The following is a 19448-nucleotide window of genomic DNA, read 5'->3' as shown; positions in this document are numbered from 1 at the left end:
GCGATGAAATTGCAAGAAAGCTAAACACCCGCCCCAGGAAAAGATTTGGTTTCAGAACACCAGAGAAAATGTACTATGGGAAATAATTACTTTTGTCGCGGTTCAAAGTTGATACTAGGAGGCGACCTTCTGTTGAAAGGGACTATTTACAATGCACTGAACGACGATGCGGCGCTGGACGTCAATGAAATCCGCTCGACGCAGGGCTCCAATGGTTTGGTTACCAACCCCGACTACGGCCTGACTGAAATGAGAAGCCGTGCCCGTTACTTCAGCCTGGTAGCGCGCTACGACTTCTAACCCTTGTACTGCTACCCGTAATACAAGCAAAAATCCCGGCCACAAGCCGGGATTTTTTTGCCTGAGAGTCTTTGGAGATAGTAGTTCCCCGGACTTTCCCTGGGCAAAAAAAAAGCGCCGCAAAGCGGCGCACAAGCAGAGAGGTCCAACATTCTCCGACTAATCCCCGTCAGGGGTAATGTCCTGTGAGTACAGGTTGTATCTGACGATAACGGTACCTGTTTTAGAACTTGAGGCTGGCACCAGCATAGAGATAGCGCCCAAGCAGCGAATAGTTCGCGGATCCATAAGAGGTATATGGGTGGTTGGTCCAGGTCTCGTTAGTGAGGTTATTCAGCCCAAGGTAGAGCTGGGTGGATTCAGTGACCTGATACCCTGACCACAGATTGAAGTACAGTGAGTCTTCGATCCTGCTGTTCTGGTAACGCTCCCTGCGGCCGTCTAGGTCAATCGCGCCACCCTGGGTGAACTTGGTTGTCAGCCGCAGGGTGAGGTCATCGACATAGTAGGTAGTGGTCAAATCCGCTTTCCACTCAGGCGAACCGAACTGGCCCACATAGTCGGTGGTTTCCAGTTCACCTGTCAGGTTGTTGGTCTCGGTGTAAGAGCTTTCCAGCTGGCGGTTCGCAACCAGGTTAAACCGCAGGTCACCGGGAAGTCCCAGGGTGTCGTTCAGGCTAAACTGGTAGTCGGCCTCGATATCGACCCCGGTACGGCGGGCGCCGTCGGCATTGATATAGGTATCCCGCACCGAATCGACATCACCGTTAGCCAGGCGGGTAACCTGGGTACAGAAGTCGTTGTTGATACTCTCTGAATCGACACACAGCGCGAGTGTATTGCTGGCACCGAAGCGCACGATCATGTCGGTGAGATCAATGTCGTAATAATCGATAGAGACATTGAGGCCTTCTGCAAATGAGGGGGTAAATACAAAACCTGCGGTAAAGGTGGTTGCATCTTCTTCGCGAAGATCGTCGTTACCCTCGGAAATTACGCGGCCACGCTGTCCCTTCAGGTTGGAATCCCAGTCTTCCGCAATACCCAGTGCGGCGCAGTTGTCGGCGCGGCGCCCGTCGGACGGACCGCCATCGATTTCATCGGAATCACAGGGGTCTGTCAGGTCGCTGTAGCCAATGCTCGTGCCCAGGTACATCTCACCAAGCTGCGGAGCGCGTACTGCGAGGGAGTAAACGCTTCTGAAGCGCACACTGTCGTTAAGTGCCCAGTTGAGCCCGGCCTTCCAGCTGGTGAAATTCGCTGCTTCTGTAGAGTATTCGGCTGCGCGCACCGCGGTCTCAAAATCCAGGGACTGCACCAGTGGCTGCTCGGAGAGCAGAGGCACGAGCAGTTCGCTGTACACCTCGTGTACGGTACGGCTCTTGTCATCGATAGGAGTCTGTTGTGAGCTGAGAATGCCGGATTGCCAAAGCTCAGACGGCTGGTAGTCGAGGTTTTCGTAACGTGACTCGAAACCCGAGCCAAATTTCACCATACCGGCAGGTAGCTCGAACAGGTCACCGGTGAGGTTTGCCGCGAAGCTGTGTTGGGTCACATTGGTGTTGGTTTCGTCGCTGGCCATGACATAGTCATTGACTGCCTGTGATGCCTCGGTAAATGGGGAAAACTCTGGGCAGTTGCCTTCTTCGACACAGGGACCGATCAGGGTGAAGGTGCTGGTATCGATGCGGTCTTCGCGCAGGTTGTTGCCACGAGTGAGGACCGTATCCGTGTAACCGCCGTTGACGTAGGTGTCCCAGTTCCAGCCATTCGCAAATTCGCCCTCGAGTGTCGCGCTTATCGCCAGATATTCACGGTCATTCTTGTGCCAGCGGGGGCCAGCACTGGCGAAGGTGTAGGGAACTTGGAGCCAGTTGTCCCCGTAATCAGCGAGAACCTGTTGTACTGCAGCGGGGATACTGATGCCGCTGGCTTCAAGGCCTTCCTGTGTAACCCAGGTGCCCCAGATAAAGTCGGGATCGATTTCGTCAAAAGACTTGGTATTGGAGTACATGACATCCGCGGAGACACGAGTTTTGTCGGAAATCTCGTAGGTGACACGGCTGTAGCCATTCACGCGCTCGAACGGACTGCGGGCAAAATTGTAGGCGTTCGGGTCAAAACCGCTGCCGTCTGTTGCCTTCCAGCCCTGGGCAATAGCTGATGCGGGGGTTCTCAGGCGTACGTCGTCGCCTTCAATACCGTACCAGTCGAGACCGCCTTCTTCTCCATTCCACATACCAAACGTGTTGCCGGAGATATTGAAGTCGGGGTAAGTGATGTTGTTATGGATGATGAAATCCGGGATACCATCTTCCGGGCCGGTATTTTCGGGGTTGGGTATATAGCGGGTTCGTCCTGCTGCACTCTCACGCTCGCGGAAGAGCAGGGGCTTTTGCTCAAAATAATCGAGGGAAAAGGCAACATTGCCGCGGGTGTCCGCAAAGTTTTCGCCAAAGGTGAAGGTGAAGCCCCCGGTCTCACCGCCACCTTCCTCGGAGGTGCCCAGCTGCGAGCGGATAGACATCCCCTCGTAGTTGTCTTTTAGAATAAAGTTGACCACACCGGCCACGGCATCTGCACCGTACACGGCGGAAGCGCCGCCGGTCAGTACTTCAACGCGCTCTACCAACTCGCTCGGGATCATGCCGATCTCGGTCACCATGGTGTTGTTGTCGGTCGTGATCTGTACCGGGCGGTGGCCATTTACCAGAGAAAGCGTCCTGACTACGCCCATATCCCGCATATCCAGGGCGTTCAACCCCGAGTTGCCGAATGAGTAGCTACCTGAGGTGGAGTCATAACCCGCGCCGAACTGCGGCATGGTGGAGAGCACTTCATTGAGGTTCAGCTCACCGGTCATCTTGATGGATTCTTTGTCGATCACCGATGTGGGGGAGGGCGTGTCAAAGGTGCTGCGCTGGATGCGCGAACCGGTGACCACCACCTCCTCGAGAAGGCTCGCGTCTCCGTGAGTACTTTCCTGGCCTTGTGCGTGAATGAGCCCACTGTGACCGGCAGCGGCCGCAATGGCGATGGCCAGAAGCTTCCTGGATGTCTGCATCGTATATACCCGTTTATTGTTATGCCTTAATTTTGCACGCCTATGCGTTACTTTGTACGCAAGAGCAAAATAAGGCTAAACAATAATGACTTTGTGCGCAATAGCTATTTGGGTGGCGAGAGTGACACGAAATGGCCCGGAGTGAAGAAGGCTCCGGGGCATTTCGGGAAAATAGTGTCGGGTAGTGGGACGGAAACCGCCTCAGATGTGATGGCGATGCATGGTGGTTTCAGGGAGGCCAGCGGGCTGCAGGTAGTCCCGGTAGAGATATCGATAGAGAGTTCGCGGCAGCTTCTCCTGCGCGGGGGGTATTGCTTTCCGCGGGAGTGATGTCAGTTAGCCAGGTGAAGAAGTCGTCTTGCCATTGCTGTGAAAACTGGTCGAGTTGTTGGCGATAGTTTTCAAAATCGTTGTTGCGCAGGAATCCGGCCAGCGTGGCAAGGCTGTCCGGATCTTGCTGATAGAGGAAGCGGACTGCCAGATAGCTCCAGGAGTATACCCGGGCGCCCCCGTCGTCATAAGTGGTGGCAAAAATAGCACCCAACGTGGGGTAATCCGAGGGACGGGTTTTGTGCAGATCGCGCTCGGCGCTCTCGTAATGGTCGCCCTGGGCGATATAGTTGGCAAGGCCCTCGGACCACCACACCATATGGCTGGGAAAATGCCCGAAGCCACCCCATTTGTTAAAGCGACCATCCAGATAGTGCACGTATTCGTGCTCCAGGTTCCATATGCTGAAGTCTGGATTGCTCCAAAAGGCTTCAAACGCGATAAAGCGAGCCTGGTTTCCGGCTTCTCCGGGGTCTCCCTCGAGGAACATCCCGCCGTTATTGGTGTTGATATCAAACAGCAGGGCTGCATATTCGTTGTACTGGCTGTAGTTGTCGAACACAACCACTTCCAGTTGGTCATTGTGGTCCTGGTCCACGGGCTTGTTCTGGCTTTGCAGCTTGTGGTGGAAGTCACCTTCCTGTGCAAGCAGGGTTTGGCAGGCGGCAGTCAGTGCTGGTTCGCTGATACTGTTGGCTCGGATCAGCAATGAAGGCGAGCAGCTGTGCTCGATGGGCAGAGCTTCTTCCTCTGGCGGGATATAGCAGCGCTCCTGGAATTCTTCGTCGCAGGCACTCTTGCCGCGAAAGGACGTTACCAGGTAGGGACGGGTATAGAGTCGGCGCTGATCCTCAACAGACAGAAATGGAAGATCTTTCGACAGTAGCCGCCAGACAGTTTCATCTACCTCAGAAACCTTTTCCTCGTTCTCGTTGATTACCTGTAGGTTGCCGAGGGCCCAAAGTGCATGCTCCAACTGCCACAGCCCGGCTTCGGGGTTATTCGGTGTGGCTTGTGCATTGCGGATCATTATTTCGATGGACGGGGTATTTGCAAACAGCGCCTGCTGGATCAACGTCTTGCTGCGCGCCTCGTAGGCGAGAAAGCCGATTGCGCGATAGGTCTCCCACAGTGTGTAGCGAGCCTGCGTACTCAGTGTGGCTACAGTCTGCTCGCTCGAGTATCGGTTAAGGATGCCATACACCGTATCCAGATGCGGTGTAAGCCGCGCGGTAAGTGGTGAACGGTTGTAGTAGCGGTATAAAGTCACCACAAAATGTTCGTGGAGACGCGCACTCTGATCATTTTGCTGGGTAAAAAGGCGGTGTTGTCGGAGTTGGGTGAGGATTTTATCCAGTGTAAACCATTGCAGATCGTCCACTTGTTTCAAGGGACCGAAGTAGCTGTAGGCGCGGAGATAATAGAGCAGTGTGTCGAGAGTATGGACGTCGGCGGTCGTATCCGCCGATAGCCTGTCGAGTTCTTCGAGTGCCTGCGCAAACTTGTCTGGCTGATGGAGGGGGCCTGTGGCCCAAAGTTCATCATCTGAGTTGGCCAGCTGTGACGCCAGCGCACTTTTGTTCCTGGATTCACACCCGGAAACAAATCCAGCCAGTGCGACTATGAACGCGAACCAAAGTCCGGTTCGACGTCGTGAAGTTATGTGGTGCTTCAGCATCGGTCTCCCCTTTTTGTTATTGTGTGCACAATAACAAAGTGCGGGATTGCGGGATAGTGGGAATGCTGATTTTTCAACGAGCGGAAATGGTGTGAAGATCCCGGCCTCACGGCCGGGATACGATTTAGACGGGACATCGAGGAGGGTTAGTTGGCTATTAACTCAATACCGGCGCCTGTGAAGCCTTCACTGGTAAGTACCGAGATGTAGTACCAGCCGCTATCCGGGTTATTGATGGTGATACTTTCATTGTTACCGCCGTTGACGGAACGCTGGTCGTAGTCGTTTCCTGTTGCCCAGGTGGCATCATTCACATAGAGGTCCCCGTTGCCATCTCCGCCAAACAGATTAACCGTGAGTGTGTTGGTGCCAGTGGGAATATAGGTGTAGTAGTAGTTGATGCTACTACCGTCAGTAATACAGGTGCTCGTATTGAGCTCCAGGTTCCCGTAATCAACAGGTGTTCCGCTGCAGGTTTGGGTGCTCACCTCGGTGTAACTTGCAAGCAGGTTAACCCCTGAAAAGGCCTGATAAGCCTTGAGACGAATATACCAACGGCCGGACTGTGGATTTTCCACGTCACATACTTCTATGTTGCCACCGATATACGGGCGGCACTGGTACTCGGTATCGGTTGGTTCACTGCCGCGACGCAGATATAGGTCCGCATCACCAATGCCGCCACTGATAGCAACACTGAGGCGGTCCGCCGTGGCAGGAACATCGATGTAGTAGAGCGTATCGTCTCCGGCGGACTCTACGGAGATACCGGTAATTTCCTGATTATTGGCAATCGGGCCCGGCTCGTTGTCGCCGCCGCCATTATTGCCTCCATCGTCGGTTGTGCTCTCAACCTGCAGCAGCCAGCTTTGCCATTCACTGTCATAGGTGCTGCCAATGTTGTCGATGTAGTTAAGGTAGCCGTCGTAATTGCCTGCGCGCAGGTAGGCCAGGATCTGTACAACCTCGCTGTGGTGTTTTTCGAACATAAAGCGCACCGCGAGGTAGCCCCAGCGATACACCCGGTCCTGCCCGCTGTTGTACGTGTTGGCGAAGATTTCACTCAGGTTGTACTGGCCAGTGCGCGCTATGTCTATCGCGGTATCGTTGTAGTTCTTTTTGGAAATGTACTCGGCGAGGCCTTCAATCCACCATACGGTTTTGTGGCTTCCGGTGCGCGCATCGGCAAAGTTGCCATAGAGGTTATAGCGCCCGTCCAGGTAATGCACATATTCGTGGGTCAGGTTCCACACCTCAAAGTCCGGGCGCAGCCAGTCTGCTTCGTGGGCAATAAAGCGTGCCTGATTACCCTTCACTTCGGGGTTACCCTCCAGGTACATTCCCCCATTATTGGTATTGATCCCGAAGAAGAGCGGGGCGTAGCTGTTGTACTCTTCCCAATCATCGAAAACCACAACTTCCAGGTCGGTGTTGAGATCATCCGCAACCGGGTTGAAATTGGTGTTCAGCAACTGGTGGAAGTAGGTCTCCTGGTCGGCCAGCTGGTCGCAGGAATCTCCAAATTCAACACTGTTCATATCCTGAGCGCGGATTTTCAGGGTGCTGCTGCAGGTGTAGTTGTTGGCCAGTATCTGTTGCTTAAGTTCTTCCTGGAATCCGCAGATACCAAACTCCGCGCAATCCCCGTAATAGTCCGCATTGCCTGCAGCCGCTATCCAGATACCCCGGCCGGTGCCCATCATACTGTACTGATCGAGAATACCCTGGGTCTCCGCAACCACCGTGCTGTAGGCCGGGCTTGAGGAGTGTTGAAGGAAGCGTGTTAGTTCACGGGCGGCGTTTTCCTGCATGAACTGGGCATCGGTATCCAGCATCCAGTCAGAGCGGGCAAAGCTGCCCAATAGTTGCATAAGCTGGGTGTCACTCCCCGCGGCCGTAACAAATTCACTGGAATAGTGACCGCGGAACAGCACTGTGAAAATACCGTTGACCGACGCGCGCAGACTGGTAACAGCCGCGGCCTGGGGGTTCCAGCGCTGCAGCCACTCCTTGACGACGGGCAGGTAGCGGGCATTTTCTTCCGCACTATCGATTAGAACGATGGCGTCGACGGTTGCACTGCCATTGCTGCTCGATAAGGCGTAGAAGTCTGGGTTGGCGACGAATGCGTCCAGCGCACTGACCACGGCAGACTGTACATTACCGTTAAAACTCACATTGTCAGGATAGTAGTACTCGAGGTAGTAGCCGGTACGCAGGAAATAGAACAGCTTGTTAATGCTGGAATCTCCACCAGCAGCATAATAATCAGTGGCCATCTGGCGAGCGGCGTCGGCTACAGTGATCATTTTCTGATTGGTAAAACTCGCATAACTGTCGTTGTTACCGTCATAGAGGTCATTGATACAGCTGCCCTCCGACTGCAGGATGTGATCCACCAGTGCCTGGCCACTGTTGTTGGCATAGCCGGTTACATCACAGGTAGACGTGAGTTCAGCAGTTATCAGTGAGAAAGTCTGCAGCTGGAGCGAAGATGTCTGCACCTGTTCTTCAGGGTTGTACCTGGGGTCTACCGGTGCGATGACCTTAGTGTCATTTGCGGTACTGATAGAAGGGTTAGCGGGAGCGGGCGCGGCATATACCTGCATTGAGGCCCCGAGTAGTGTTGCAGCCAGCACTGTGATCAGGCTGTGCAATGGACGTAGTATTTGATTATTTTTCATGTTCTATCTTTCTTTATTCGTTGTTGTTTCATTTCAGCGGCTGTAAAAGGGGCAACCGCTTGTGGATGTCATCAAAAGAGACTCAGCACCTCTCTGTATTTATTTATTGGGTGCAAAAACATAACATCGGACGCAAAATTTTTTGCGTGATGATCCACAGATTGGGCGTTGTTTGGCGCGATAAGCGCTAGGTGTACATGGGCTATGCTCAGACGGGATACGACGAGTGGGAGGAAGGGCCCACTGGAGGGGCCGGGGCTGGCCCCGTGGGCTAACTAAGGAAGGCGTTTGGCCGGGGCTTCTTGAAGAATCACGCACATACCGGACGATTTGTCGCCTATTTGGTTGTTATTTAGGCGCAGCGTCCCTTGTAAGGGTCGGGAATTCCTTTTCCAATCCGGGTGAATTGCCTATCATTCATGAATGGATAGTCAATTTCAGTCTACAAATTCACGGACAGCTAGGGTCGGAAGTATGGATAAGGCAAAAGAGAAGGTTCAGCGTTTTCGCGCGCGGGAGCAGCGTATCCTGGATGCGGCACTGGAGCTCCTCCTGGAGCACGGTGAAGAAAAGGTCACCGTGGAGCAGATCGCTGAGCGGGTAGATATCGGTAAAGGTACCATCTACAAGCACTTCATCTCGAAAACCGAAATCTACATGCGCCTGCTGATGGACTACGAGAAGTCCCTCACCGAGCGCCTGAAGAGTGCTGTGGCCACCGCAGAGCAGGGCGATATCACCGCGCCAGCGCGGGCCTATTTTGAGTCGCGCATGGCGGATCCAGCGCGCGACCGCCTGTTCCAGCGCCTGGAAGAAAAGATTATTGCGCTGAATTTGGCGCCGGAAATGATTGCCGAACTACACGCCTTGAGAAACTCCAACGCTTCTGCCCTGAACCGGGTATTCGAACGTCGTATGGAGCAGGGCGTACTTAAAAAGGTGCCGGCCTATTACTACTACTCCACATACTGGGCACTGGTGCAGGGGGCGGTTGAGCTGTACCACTCGAAGTCCTTCGCCGATGTCATCGAAGATCGTGAAGGTTTGATGGAGTTCATCATGGATGTGGGTGTGCATATCGGTGACATGTCAGGCCGCCGAGCCACAGGCCCCTCATCGGTTGGCGAACAGCCTCAGACGCCATCCTCCACCCCGGGTAGCAGCTTTGGCTGAGCCGCTTTTCAAGCAACTCGAGCAGTTGCAGCAGGAATTCCGTGGCCACCCGCCGGTGGCCAAATGGAATCCTGACCTTTGTGGTGACATGGACCTGGTGATTCAGGCCGATGGCCACTGGATCCATGAAGGGACCGAGATCAAGCGCCAGCCACTGGTAAACCTGTTTGCCAGTATCCTCAAGCGGGAAGGTCGCCACTATTACCTGGTTACCCCAGTGGAGAAGTGGCGAATTCGCGTGGAAGATGTTCCATTCCTGATCACCCAGGCTGCCCGTGAGGGTGACCAGATTCTTTTCACCACCAATACCGGTGATGTAATTCCCCTCGACAGCACCCACCCGCTGGTGCTGCGGCCCTTTGGCGACCCGCCGCAACCGATACCCTATATAGAAGTGCGTGACGGTTTGGATGGCCGCATGTCCCGCGATGTTTATTATCAACTGATCGACTGGGCTGAACCACGCCCGCCCCAAGAGCCTCCTGCTCGCCTGTGCCAGATGTGGCTTAAAAGTAATGGTGAAGAGTTTCTTTTGGGCGAATATTAAGAGCCCACGTAACCCGATGTAATCCCACCTCGATTCTATCTGCCTATAAAATAACCCGCAGAAATATTACAGCAATATATTTGCAGCGCAGAAGAAATATTGCCGAAACAAAAAAGCAATAAAAACTTCACGCTTCTCTATTTTTGAATCAATTTTCTCGTTTTCATCTCTGCGACTTTTATTCGTAACATTTTCGCAACAGTCCGTTCCTATAGTCCCCCTCGTCCAAATTGCTTTGGCCTTAAAAAAATTACTCACGGATTAATTCACTTTATCCTTGTTAGGGGGATCCATGAAACTTGCATCCAACAAGCTGCTACTGGCGGCGGCGATTTCTGCGGTACTGGCTGGTTGTGACAGCGGTGGTATCAACATTGCTCCGGAAAATAATGACAATTCCGTAAACAACGGCGGCACCGACGGTGGTAACGGGGGCAGCACCAACAACCCTTGTGCTTCCTACGAAAAAGCCGGTTCCGTTAAGCAGGGTGCGTTCGACTCTGCTACTGGAAACTGTACATACAACGCTGCATTCGTTGACTCCGGTAACCCGCTGACTGTTGACCTGGTGATCTCCAAGCTGGATAACGGTGGCTCTCACATTTTTGAAGGCAGCCTGTTCGTAGGCAACAACTACGACGACGACACCACTATGGGTGCTGCTGGCATCGCTGAGGGTGGTGACGGTGCGAAACTGACTGTACAGGCCGGCGCAACGGTTGCGTTCCCTAACAGCACCAAGTTCATGGTTGTAAACCGTGGTTCTCAGCTGAACGCTGTAGGCACCGCTCAAGACCCGATCACTTTCACTTCCCTGTCTGACGTAGAAGGTACCGTAGGTCCTGAAGACGTTCAGCAGTGGGGCGGTATGGTTATCAACGGCTTCGGTATCACCAACAAGTGTGCCTACGACGCTGAAATGAAAACCTCAGAGTGTCACGTGCTGGCTGAAGGCGCGGCTGGCAAAGATCAGTCCAATTACGGTGGTGACAACAATGACGATAGCTCCGGTCACCTGGAATATGTTCGCGTTAAGCATACCGGTGCGGAAGTTGCTAACGGCGATGAACTGAACGGTATTACTTTCAGCTCTGTAGGAGCTGGCACCATCGTTAAGAATCTCCAGGTTTACTCAACTTACGACGACGGCATCGAAATGTTCGGTGGTGCAGTCAGTTTCGAAAACTATCTGGCCATGTACGTTCGTGATGACTCCATTGACATCGACGAAGGTTGGAGCGGCTCCATTACTAACGCCCTGGTAATCCAGAGTGAAACCGATGGTAACCACTGTATCGAATCAGACGGTATTGGCTCCTATAAAGACACTAACGATTACACTGCGCTGATCGATGCCGGCCTGAACAGTCGCCCGGTAATTGATGGCTTGACCTGCATCATCTCTGCCCAGTCTGAAGGTACTCACGACCCGGGCGCTGGCTGGCGCTTTAGGGAAGGTATCTTCCCGATGATCACTAACTCCATGGTTATCGGTTCTTTCGCAGCAGACGAAAACGGTGCGGAAGGCAGCAACTACTGTCTGCGTGTTGAAAGCGCTGAAACTATCGCTGCTCTGGAGGCGGGCACCGAAGCCGCCATTACTTCCAACATCTTCGCTTGTGCTGACAAGACCAAGGGTGGTCCGATCGGTGCAGATGATCTGGAAACCTGGGCTACTGCCAACGGAAACCTTTTCGCCAATGTTCCGGCTGATGCTGCCCTGAACCCAACAGCTGCTGTCGACACCGGCCTGCAGCTGCTCGAAGGCCCACTGTCTGTGTTCTCTATCGACACTGCCAGCATGATGGTGAATGACGCGGCAGTGGGGATTTCCTCGATCGAACGCGCTTACCTGGGTGCCCTGAGCGCGGGTGACACTGACTGGACTGTTGGTTGGACCTACGGTCTTCACGACGGCAGCCGCGCTCAGCCGCTGTGGTTTGAACAGCAGTAAGTGCTTGACTGGTCAGGGGTTTGACTTCTGACCTGAAGGGCGCCGCCTTCACAACCTGGAGCCGGCGCCCTGTTTGATTTTGAGTTCAGGAACGATAAGAGGCCTGGGGAATGAAAAAGAACGAAAAGTTTCAGAGAGCGCCGCTGGTATTGGCTATCGCCACGGCCTCAGTCATTGCTCCTAACGCATTTGCGCAGGTAGAAATGGATACTATTGCTGGCCCACAGGCTCAGCAGCTTGAAGAAGTCATGGTTCAAGGGCGCCTGAAGGACTCTGCAGAAATGCTGGTCAGCGAGCGTCTGGAAGAGGAAGTGGTAACCGATTTCCTCGGTTCCGAAATGATTGGCCGGGTAGGGGACTCCACCGTTGCCGCGGCACTGCGCCGTGTGTCTGGTTTGTCGCTGGTCAGCGATAAGTTTGTCTATGTGCGCGGCCTTGGTGAGCGCTATTCCAGCACTACCTTGAATGGCGCTACCGTGCCATCACCGGATCTGACCCGAAACGTAATTCCGCTGGATATTTTCCCGACTTCTGTCGTGGACTCCCTCGCGGTACAGAAGTCCTATTCCGCCGATCAGGCGGCCACCTTTGGTGGCGGTAACGTAAATATTCGTACCAAGGGTATCCCCGACGCGCTGACATACTCCATCGAGATTGGCAGCGGTATGAACTCCGAAACGGACGGTGACGTACTGTCCTACAGCGGCGGTGGCGACGACAACTTCGGTACAGATGATGGCACCCGCGCGCTGCCTGTGGAGCTCCAGCAAGCGCTGCAGCGTTTCAAGGGCCGTCTTGGTGTTCAGGATATTCGCAAAGTCCTGGAGCAGGAAGGGAATGAGTATGGGTCCGCTTCTGAAGCAATCGCAGCAGCACAACAGCTGAACCGCGAGCTGGCCCTGAACCTCAATCGTGATATTGCGATTGAAGAGGACTCCAGTAACCCTGACATGGATGTAAAAGGCAGCGTGGGTAACCGCTTTTACATCAGTGATGACTGGGAGATTGGTTTCCTGGCTGGCGGATCCTACAAAAACCGCTGGCGTGAAGAGGAAACGACCAAGCGCTCTTACGGCTTGCCGGAAGAGGTCGTGGATATTGAAAATACCTCTACGTATTCTGTCGACTTGAGCGGTAACGTAAACGTTGGGATTCGTTTTGCGGATGAACAGGAAGTCTTCCTGACCAGCCTGTATTTGCGCAACACCGATGACGATACCTCTGTGCGCGATTTCTTCAACGAAAACCGTCAGGTGTCCGATGGCCGCGGCTTCCGTGAGTACACGATTAAATACGAAGAACGTGACCTGCTGGTGAACCAGGCCAAGGGTAGCCATTCCGTTGGTCCTGCCACCAAAGCACTGATTCCGGGTGGTCTGCTGAACTGGGCGCCCGAAGAGCTGACCATTGACTGGTTCTACTCTGACGCTACCGCGCAGACCGATATTCCGAATGAGGTGACAGTTAACGCTGATACCGTGACCAATGCGCAGGGCGAAACCCTTGCGTCCAGCGTAAGCACTGGCGTTAACAGCTCCGGCTTCCGTTTTACCGAGCTTGAAGACCAGGTAATCAATTACGGTTGGAGTTCTACACTTCCGCTTGAGTTCTCAAGCTCTACACTCGAGCTAAGTGGCGGTTTTGCGCGCACAGAAAAGGCACGTACCTACAAGCAGACTGAATTCCGACTCGGGGCTCTGTCTGTGGTTGACGCCGGCAGCCTGGGTGGAAGCCTGGATGAAGTATTCGGTGATGAACAGGTAGCTAATCCGGACAACAACTATGTGTTCGACCGCGCTGGCGCAAACAACCAGAGCTACATTGCAGCAACGCTGACCGATGCGGCTTTCGGTAAGGTGGACTGGACCCTGAATGAGACCTGGCGTATGTCTGCCGGTGCCCGTTGGGAGGAGTACAACCAGGTCGCACTGGATTGGAACCCCTACGGATATACTCTGGATGATCCGCAAATTACCACCGATGCCGACGAGCTGATGGACGCGACCTACACGGATGACGCGGTTTACCCGTCTCTGTCCCTGACCTACATGGGGTCTTTGTGGGCGGAAACTTTCCAGCTGCGTTTCGGTGCGAGTAAAACCGCTGTGCGTCCGGACCTGCGTGAGATTACTGACGCAATCTATATCGATCCGATTACGGATGAGCAGATCAAGGGTAACCCCAACGCACGCCCGTCTGAAATCACCAATTTCGATGTTCGCGGTGAATGGTACTTTGACAGTGGGGACAGCCTGACTGTGTCGGCGTACTACAAGGACATCATGGATCCGATCGAATTTTTCGAGCTGGCCTCCAGTGATACCAACACTGCCCGCGAAATTATTAATGCGGAATCCGGTGAGATTACCGGTATTGAAATCGAAGCGCTGAAGGGGCTCGGTTTCATGGGTGAGTTCATGGACAGCTTCTTTGTGCAGAGCAACCTGACCTTTCAGGAGACTGAACTGGTAGCGGGCACTGAAGCGGATGCGCCAACTAACCCGGTGCGTGATATGTCTGGCGCCTCTGAGTATGTCGTGAACATGCTGGTTGGTTTTGACTCCCCGGATGGGGCGCATTCAGCGACTCTTGGCTACAACGTCTTCGGTGATCGCCTGTACCTTGCCGGCCGCAATGGTGCGCCAGATGCGTACGAGCTCCCATTCCACTCTCTGGATCTGACGTATTCCTGGTACCCGACCGAGGAAATTACCATTAAAGCCAAGATGCAGAACTTGTTGGATGAGGCGATTGAGATTGAGCGCGCCGATGTGATCGTGTTTGAAGAGAAGCCGGGTCAGTCCTTCGCGCTGAGCGCTCAGTACAAGTTCTGACGTTTCGCAAAAAGAAACCGAAGCAACCTGGAAGTTGTATAAGTAATAAGCCAACAAGGATTGCTTGATCAGCCGGGCACTGGGAACAGTGTCCGGTTTTTTCGTTGTGGAACCCGCGAAACAAAAAAAGGGCACCTTAGGTGCCCTTGAAAACTGACTGGTGCCCGCTTACATGTTCGGGTAATTGGGGCCGCCGCCACCTTCGGGCGTCACCCAGACGATATTCTGGGTTGGGTCCTTGATGTCGCAGGTCTTACAGTGCACACAGTTCTGTGCGTTGATCTGGAAGCGCTTGCTGTCACCCTCGTCAATCACTTCGTAAACACCGGCAGGACAGTAGCGCTGTGCGGGCTCATCGTAGATTGGCAGGTTGTGGTTCAGCGGAATGTCACTGTCCTTGAGGGTCAGGTGACAGGGCTGATCTTCCTCGTGGTTGGTGTTGGAGATGAACACCGAGGAAAGTTTGTCGAAGCTCAGTACGCCGTCGGGCTTCGGATAGTTGATCTTTTTGCAGTCTGCCGCCGGCTTCAGCTGCGCATGGTCTGCCTTGCTGTCGCTCAAGGTCCAGGGCAGCTTGCCTTTGAACAGGTTGATGTCGATAAAGGCATACGCGGAGCCGATGATGTTGCCCCATTTATGTTGGGCGGGGCCGAAGTTGCGCTGCATGTGCAATTCTTTCCACGCCCAGCTGTTCTTGTAGCGTTCGCTGTAGTCGGTGAGCTCGTCACTGGTACGCTCGGCCGCCAGTGCCTCGGCGACAGATTCCGCCGCGAGCATGCCGGACTTCATGGCAGTGTGGTTGCCCTTGATCTTGGCGAAGTTCAGGGTGCCGGCGTCGTCGCCGACCAGCATGCCACCGGCGAAGGTCATCTTTGGCTGGGACTGCAGACCGCCTTTGACGATGGCGCGCGCGCCGTAGGCCACCCGCTGGCCGCCCTCGAGATATTGCTTGATCACTGGGTGGTGCTTGTAGCGCTGGAACTCGTCGAACGGGCTGACGTGGGGGTTGCTGTAAGCGAGATCGGTAATCAGGCCGACGACCACCTGATCGTCTTCCAGGTGGTAAAGGAAGCCGCCGCCCGCAGAGCCGGATTCATCCAGCGGCCAGCCAGCGGTGTGAACGACCAGGCCCTGCTTGTGCTTGGTGCTGTCGATCTTCCAGATTTCTTTAATGCCGATGCCGTAGTGTTGCGGGTCGCGGTCGGCGTCCAGTCCAAACTTGGCGATCAGCTGCTTGCCCAGATGGCCGCGACAGCCTTCGGCAAACAGGGTGTATTTGGCGTGCAGCTCCATGCCTTGCATGTAGCTGTCTTTTTGTTCGCCGTTCATGCCCACGCCCATATCGCCAGTGGCGATACCTTTTACGGAACCGTCATCGTTATACAGGACTTCGGCAGCGGCAAAGCCCGGGAAGATTTCTACGCCCAGTGCTTCGGCTTGTTCGGCGAGCCAGCGGCACAGGTTGCCGAGGCTAATGATGTAGTTGCCTTCGTTATGCATGGTGCTGGGCACCAGCATATTGGGGACCTTGATAGAACTTTCCGGGCCGCGCAGTACATAGATGTCATCGCCTTCTACCGCTGTTTGTAGCGGGGCGCCGCGCTCTTTCCAGTCTGGGAAAAGCTCGTTCAGTGCAGTGGGTTCGAATACAGCGCCGGAGAGAATGTGCGCGCCGACTTCTGACCCTTTCTCTACTACACAAACGGAAATGTCTTCATTGATCTGGCGCAGCTTGATCGCAGCGGCAAGTCCGGCAGGGCCCGCGCCGACGATGACTACGTCGTACTCCATTGACTCGCGTTCCACAGGTCTCTCCTCATATATGTTTAATTATTCACCGGCCGAATTATGGCAGGCCACCTATAGATTGGCGGATTATATCGGGCATTGCGTGACTGAACCAATTGCGGAAGTCTTCATTTCTGCTGGCCAAGCTGTGTATTTTGCCAGATTTTTAACAGGAAATAGCGCGTATTTATGGCCTGAAATTGATCTTGTGAATGGCTGCTAGGCTTACTATTCAACTATTGATTTTGCCTGATGAAAGGGCCAACATACACGCCGCTCAAACAACTGTTTGAACTTGTGGCTGGCTCGCAGTTGCCTTAAATCACTCGCCTCACTTATCTGGGGCGGGTACGGCAGTGCCGCCGCAGTACTCGGCCGGGAGCCTGCCCGAGTTACCCATGTTGCGCCGGAGCCTAGAGGGCGATAGGGCAGCAACTTCCAAGTAGACTACTGAGACGGGATTTTCATGAAAGTTCTTGTAGCTGTGAAACGCGTTGTCGATTACAACGTGAAGGTCCGCCCAAAGGCGGATGGTTCTGATGTGGACATTGCCAATGTCAAGATGTCCATCAACCCCTTCTGTGAAATCGCCGTAGAAGAAGCGGTACGCCTGAAAGAAAAGGGTGTGGTCAGCGAGATCGTCGCTGTATCCATGGGCCCCAAGCAGTGCCAGGAACAGATTCGCACCGCGCTGGCGCTCGGCGCTGACCGCGGTATCCAGGTCGAGACCGACGCAGAGCTTCAGCCGCTGGCGGTCGCCAAGTGCCTGAAGGCCATCGTAGAAAAGGAAGAGCCTCAGCTGGTTATCCTGGGCAAGCAGTCCATCGATGGCGATAACAACCAGACCGGCCAGATGCTGGCCGCACTGACTGGCATGGGGCAGGGTACTTTTGCTTCTGAGGTCAACGTTGAAGAAGGTTCCGTCAAGGTTACCCGTGAAATCGACGGCGGTCTGCAAACCGTTGAGCTTCAGCTGCCGGCGGTGGTTACCACCGACCTGCGTCTGAATGAGCCCCGTTACGCTTCCCTGCCAAACATCATGAAGGCCAAGAAAAAGCCTCTGGATGTGACCAACCCGGATGAGCTGGGTGTGGACATCGCCCCGCGTACCAAGACCCTGAAAGTTGAGCCGCCGGCCGAGCGCCAGGCAGGCATCAAAGTGGGTGACGTTGCGGAACTGGTCGAAAAGCTGAAAAACGAGGCGAAAGTAATCTGATGAGCATTCTTGTAATTGCAGAGCACGATAACGCCGAACTGAAAGGCGCTACCCTCAATACCATTGCTGCAGCCAAGGCTGTTGGTGGCGATATCGACGTACTGGTAGCCGGCAGTGGCTGTGGCGCTGTTGCTGAAGCCGCGGCAAAAGTCGAAGGCGTTAGCAAAGTGCTGGTAGCGGACAATGCTGCCTACGAACACCAGCTTGCCGAAAATGTCGCCAAGTTGGTGGGAGATCTGGGCAAGAACTACAGTCATATTATGGCCCCGGCGACCACGACCGGTAAAAACATGCTTCCACGTGCTGCGGCACTGCTGGATGTGCAGCCGATTTCCGACATTATTGCGGTGGAAAGCCCGGACACCTTTAAGCGCCCGATTTATGCCGGTAACGTGATTGCCACCGTACAGAGCTCCGACGCCATCAAAGTTGCGTCTGTGCGTACCACTGCATTTGATCCGGTTGCGGCGGAAGGCGGCAGCGCTGCGGTTGAGACTGTCGATATCGTCGACGATGCGGCGGTTTCCAAGTTCGTCGGTGAGGAGTTGGCCGAGTCCGATCGTCCGGAACTCACTGCCGCTCGCGTGGTCATTTCTGGTGGCCGCGGTATGCAGAACGGCGAAAACTTCGAAATGCTCAACAAGGTTGCTGACAAGCTGGGTGCAGCTGTTGGTGCTTCGCGCGCTGCGGTCGATGCGGGCTTTGTGCCAAACGATATGCAGGTCGGCCAGACCGGTAAGATCGTGGCCCCGGATCTGTATATCGCTGTTGGCATTTCTGGCGCGATCCAGCACCTTGCGGGTATGAAAGATTCCAAGGTGATCGTGGCGATCAACAAGGATGAAGAGGCGCCGATCTTCTCCGTTGCGGATTATGGTCTGGTCGCAGACCTGTTTGATGCAGTGCCCGAGCTTGAAGCAAAACTGTAACGTTTGGGTAATATACTGACATCAGAAAGAGGCGGCGCAAGCCGCCTTTTTTATTGGCGAAAGAATTGGACTGAGCATTCCGGCTACTGACTTGGTTTGATCATTTTTTGATCGCTCGGGCCGGCAACATTGCCTTTCTTGGTGCAAGCCCCGAGAATAGGCGTCCAATAAGTAGAACCAAGCTGGCTGTGGTACAGCCGAGACGGGATTCCATCATGTCATTGGTAAAGCGCACTCTATCAACGGCTCTGCAGGGGCCGGCCACGTCAGGTGGTAAAGCTGCGAAGCACAGCCTTCTGGCAACCACGCTGGTGGTTGGTAGCTGGTTGGCGGTCAATGTTATGGCGTATGGACACCTGGCTATGCCTGCCGAATCAGATGGCGGGCTTCTCGCAGACCGCAGTACCCGCAGCGTTGCGGCCTCCAGTCAGAATGTGTCCCTGCCTTCCACGGCCTTTTTCGGTGTGGCCCCAGTGAAAACTGAGGCGGAGCCAGAGCTCGATCTTGCGAATATTCCGATCACCCAGTTGAATCTGGTACTTTCCGGCGTGCTAAGCAGTAGCGTCAATGGTCACGCCAGTGCCCTGGTGGCGGAGCGGGGGAAGCCGGCGGAGCGTATTTTCGTTGGTGAGTCACTTCCGGGTGGCGCCGAGGTCTATTCCGTCGAGGTTGATCATATTATCCTACGACGCAACGGTCAGATGGAAAAGCTGACCTACCCGGATGCCGATGGGCGTCCCAGCGTCCCCAAGCAATATGCGAATTACGCGCGTCAGGCGGCCGAGGTGATCGGTGCCAATTCGTCGTCTGACCGGACGGACAAGCAGCAGTCGATCCGGGAGCGCCTGGAACAACTACGGGAAATGGCGCGTCAGCGCCAGGGCGCGAATCAACGCTAAGAGGGCGGTTTGAGGCGCGCCGCGCACCTTGGGGAAGGGTGTGTTTACAAGA

The 19448-nt window shown here is 54.5% G+C and carries 12 protein-coding genes; 8 read left to right on the top strand and 4 right to left on the bottom strand.

Annotation, left to right across the window (positions count from 1 at the left end; genetic code table 11):
* Positions 1-132 precede the first annotated feature (132 nt).
* Complete coding sequence (locus LC059_RS07350; protein WP_226703154.1) at positions 133-300, top strand: hypothetical protein; 168 nt, start codon at positions 133-135, stop codon at positions 298-300.
* 223 nt (positions 301-523) lie between these two features.
* On the opposite strand, the gene LC059_RS07345 is transcribed toward LC059_RS07350, so the two are convergent.
* The 3 genes from LC059_RS07345 to LC059_RS07335 form a co-directional block, all read right to left on the bottom strand.
* Positions 524-3364, bottom strand: coding sequence for a TonB-dependent receptor plug domain-containing protein (locus LC059_RS07345; protein ID WP_226703153.1), 2841 nt, complete (start codon positions 3362-3364; stop codon positions 524-526).
* A 229-nt stretch (positions 3365-3593) separates the two neighbouring features.
* Positions 3594-5372 (bottom strand): collagenase, encoded by a 1779-nt coding sequence (locus LC059_RS07340; protein ID WP_226703152.1) that lies wholly within the window; start codon positions 5370-5372, stop codon positions 3594-3596.
* Between the two features lie 146 nt (positions 5373-5518).
* The gene (locus LC059_RS07335) at positions 5519-8056 is read right to left on the bottom strand and encodes a M9 family metallopeptidase (RefSeq protein ID WP_226703151.1); all 2538 of its coding nucleotides are present in this window, start codon (positions 8054-8056) and stop codon (positions 5519-5521) included.
* Positions 8057-8530: 474 nt separating this feature from the next.
* On the opposite strand from LC059_RS07335, the gene LC059_RS07330 reads away from it, so the two are divergent.
* The 4 genes from LC059_RS07330 (at position 8531) to LC059_RS07315 (ending at position 14564) form a co-directional block, all read left to right on the top strand.
* Complete coding sequence (locus LC059_RS07330) at positions 8531-9229, top strand: TetR/AcrR family transcriptional regulator (protein WP_226703150.1); 699 nt, start codon at positions 8531-8533, stop codon at positions 9227-9229.
* The gene (locus LC059_RS07325; protein WP_226703149.1) at positions 9222-9776 is read left to right on the top strand and encodes a DUF1285 domain-containing protein; all 555 of its coding nucleotides are present in this window, start codon (positions 9222-9224) and stop codon (positions 9774-9776) included. Before LC059_RS07330 ends, LC059_RS07325 begins: the two co-directional genes overlap by 8 nt.
* Before the next feature lie 292 nt (positions 9777-10068).
* Positions 10069-11730 (top strand): serine/threonine protein kinase, encoded by a 1662-nt coding sequence (locus tag LC059_RS07320; RefSeq protein ID WP_226703148.1) that lies wholly within the window; start codon positions 10069-10071, stop codon positions 11728-11730.
* A gap of 110 nt (positions 11731-11840) precedes the next feature.
* Positions 11841-14564 (top strand): TonB-dependent receptor domain-containing protein, encoded by a 2724-nt coding sequence (locus LC059_RS07315; RefSeq protein ID WP_226703147.1) that lies wholly within the window; start codon positions 11841-11843, stop codon positions 14562-14564.
* Positions 14565-14732: 168 nt separating this feature from the next.
* On the opposite strand, the gene LC059_RS07310 is transcribed toward LC059_RS07315, so the two are convergent.
* The gene (locus LC059_RS07310; RefSeq protein ID WP_226703198.1) at positions 14733-16355 is read right to left on the bottom strand and encodes an electron transfer flavoprotein-ubiquinone oxidoreductase; all 1623 of its coding nucleotides are present in this window, start codon (positions 16353-16355) and stop codon (positions 14733-14735) included.
* A gap of 463 nt (positions 16356-16818) precedes the next feature.
* On the opposite strand from LC059_RS07310, the gene LC059_RS07305 reads away from it, so the two are divergent.
* The 3 genes from LC059_RS07305 to LC059_RS07295 all read left to right on the top strand — a co-directional run bounded on the left by LC059_RS07305 (position 16819) and on the right by LC059_RS07295 (position 19396).
* The gene (locus tag LC059_RS07305; RefSeq protein WP_226703146.1) at positions 16819-17568 is read left to right on the top strand and encodes an electron transfer flavoprotein subunit beta/FixA family protein; all 750 of its coding nucleotides are present in this window, start codon (positions 16819-16821) and stop codon (positions 17566-17568) included.
* Positions 17568-18497, top strand: a complete 930-nt coding sequence (locus tag LC059_RS07300) for an FAD-binding protein (protein WP_226703145.1) — start codon at positions 17568-17570, stop codon at positions 18495-18497. The genes LC059_RS07305 and LC059_RS07300 overlap by 1 nt, the downstream gene beginning before the upstream one ends.
* 215 nt (positions 18498-18712) lie before the next feature.
* Complete coding sequence (locus tag LC059_RS07295) at positions 18713-19396, top strand: type II secretion system protein N (protein ID WP_226703144.1); 684 nt, start codon at positions 18713-18715, stop codon at positions 19394-19396.
* Positions 19397-19448 lie beyond the last annotated feature (52 nt).

Source organism: Microbulbifer elongatus (genome assembly GCF_020524885.1).
In the GTDB taxonomy this organism is placed as follows: Bacteria; Pseudomonadota; Gammaproteobacteria; order Pseudomonadales; family Cellvibrionaceae; genus Microbulbifer; species Microbulbifer elongatus_A.
This window is presented reverse-complemented; position numbering and strand designations above follow the sequence as displayed.

Excerpts from the sequence above, each read along its gene's own strand:
- LC059_RS07300 (WP_226703145.1), top strand. The coding sequence starts at position 17,568 with ATGAGCATTCTTGTAATTGCAGAGCACGATAACGCCGAACTGAAAGGC.
- LC059_RS07335 (WP_226703151.1), bottom strand. The coding sequence starts at position 8,056 with ATGAAAAATAATCAAATACTACGTCCATTGCACAGCCTGATCACAGTG.
- LC059_RS07295 (WP_226703144.1), top strand. The coding sequence starts at position 18,713 with ATGTCATTGGTAAAGCGCACTCTATCAACGGCTCTGCAGGGGCCGGCC.
- LC059_RS07345 (WP_226703153.1), bottom strand. The coding sequence starts at position 3,364 with ATGCAGACATCCAGGAAGCTTCTGGCCATCGCCATTGCGGCCGCTGCC.
- LC059_RS07305 (WP_226703146.1), top strand. The coding sequence starts at position 16,819 with ATGAAAGTTCTTGTAGCTGTGAAACGCGTTGTCGATTACAACGTGAAG.
- LC059_RS07320 (WP_226703148.1), top strand. The coding sequence starts at position 10,069 with ATGAAACTTGCATCCAACAAGCTGCTACTGGCGGCGGCGATTTCTGCG.
- LC059_RS07310 (WP_226703198.1), bottom strand. The coding sequence starts at position 16,355 with ATGGAGTACGACGTAGTCATCGTCGGCGCGGGCCCTGCCGGACTTGCC.
- LC059_RS07330 (WP_226703150.1), top strand. The coding sequence starts at position 8,531 with ATGGATAAGGCAAAAGAGAAGGTTCAGCGTTTTCGCGCGCGGGAGCAG.
- LC059_RS07315 (WP_226703147.1), top strand. The coding sequence starts at position 11,841 with ATGAAAAAGAACGAAAAGTTTCAGAGAGCGCCGCTGGTATTGGCTATC.
- LC059_RS07340 (WP_226703152.1), bottom strand. The coding sequence starts at position 5,372 with ATGCTGAAGCACCACATAACTTCACGACGTCGAACCGGACTTTGGTTC.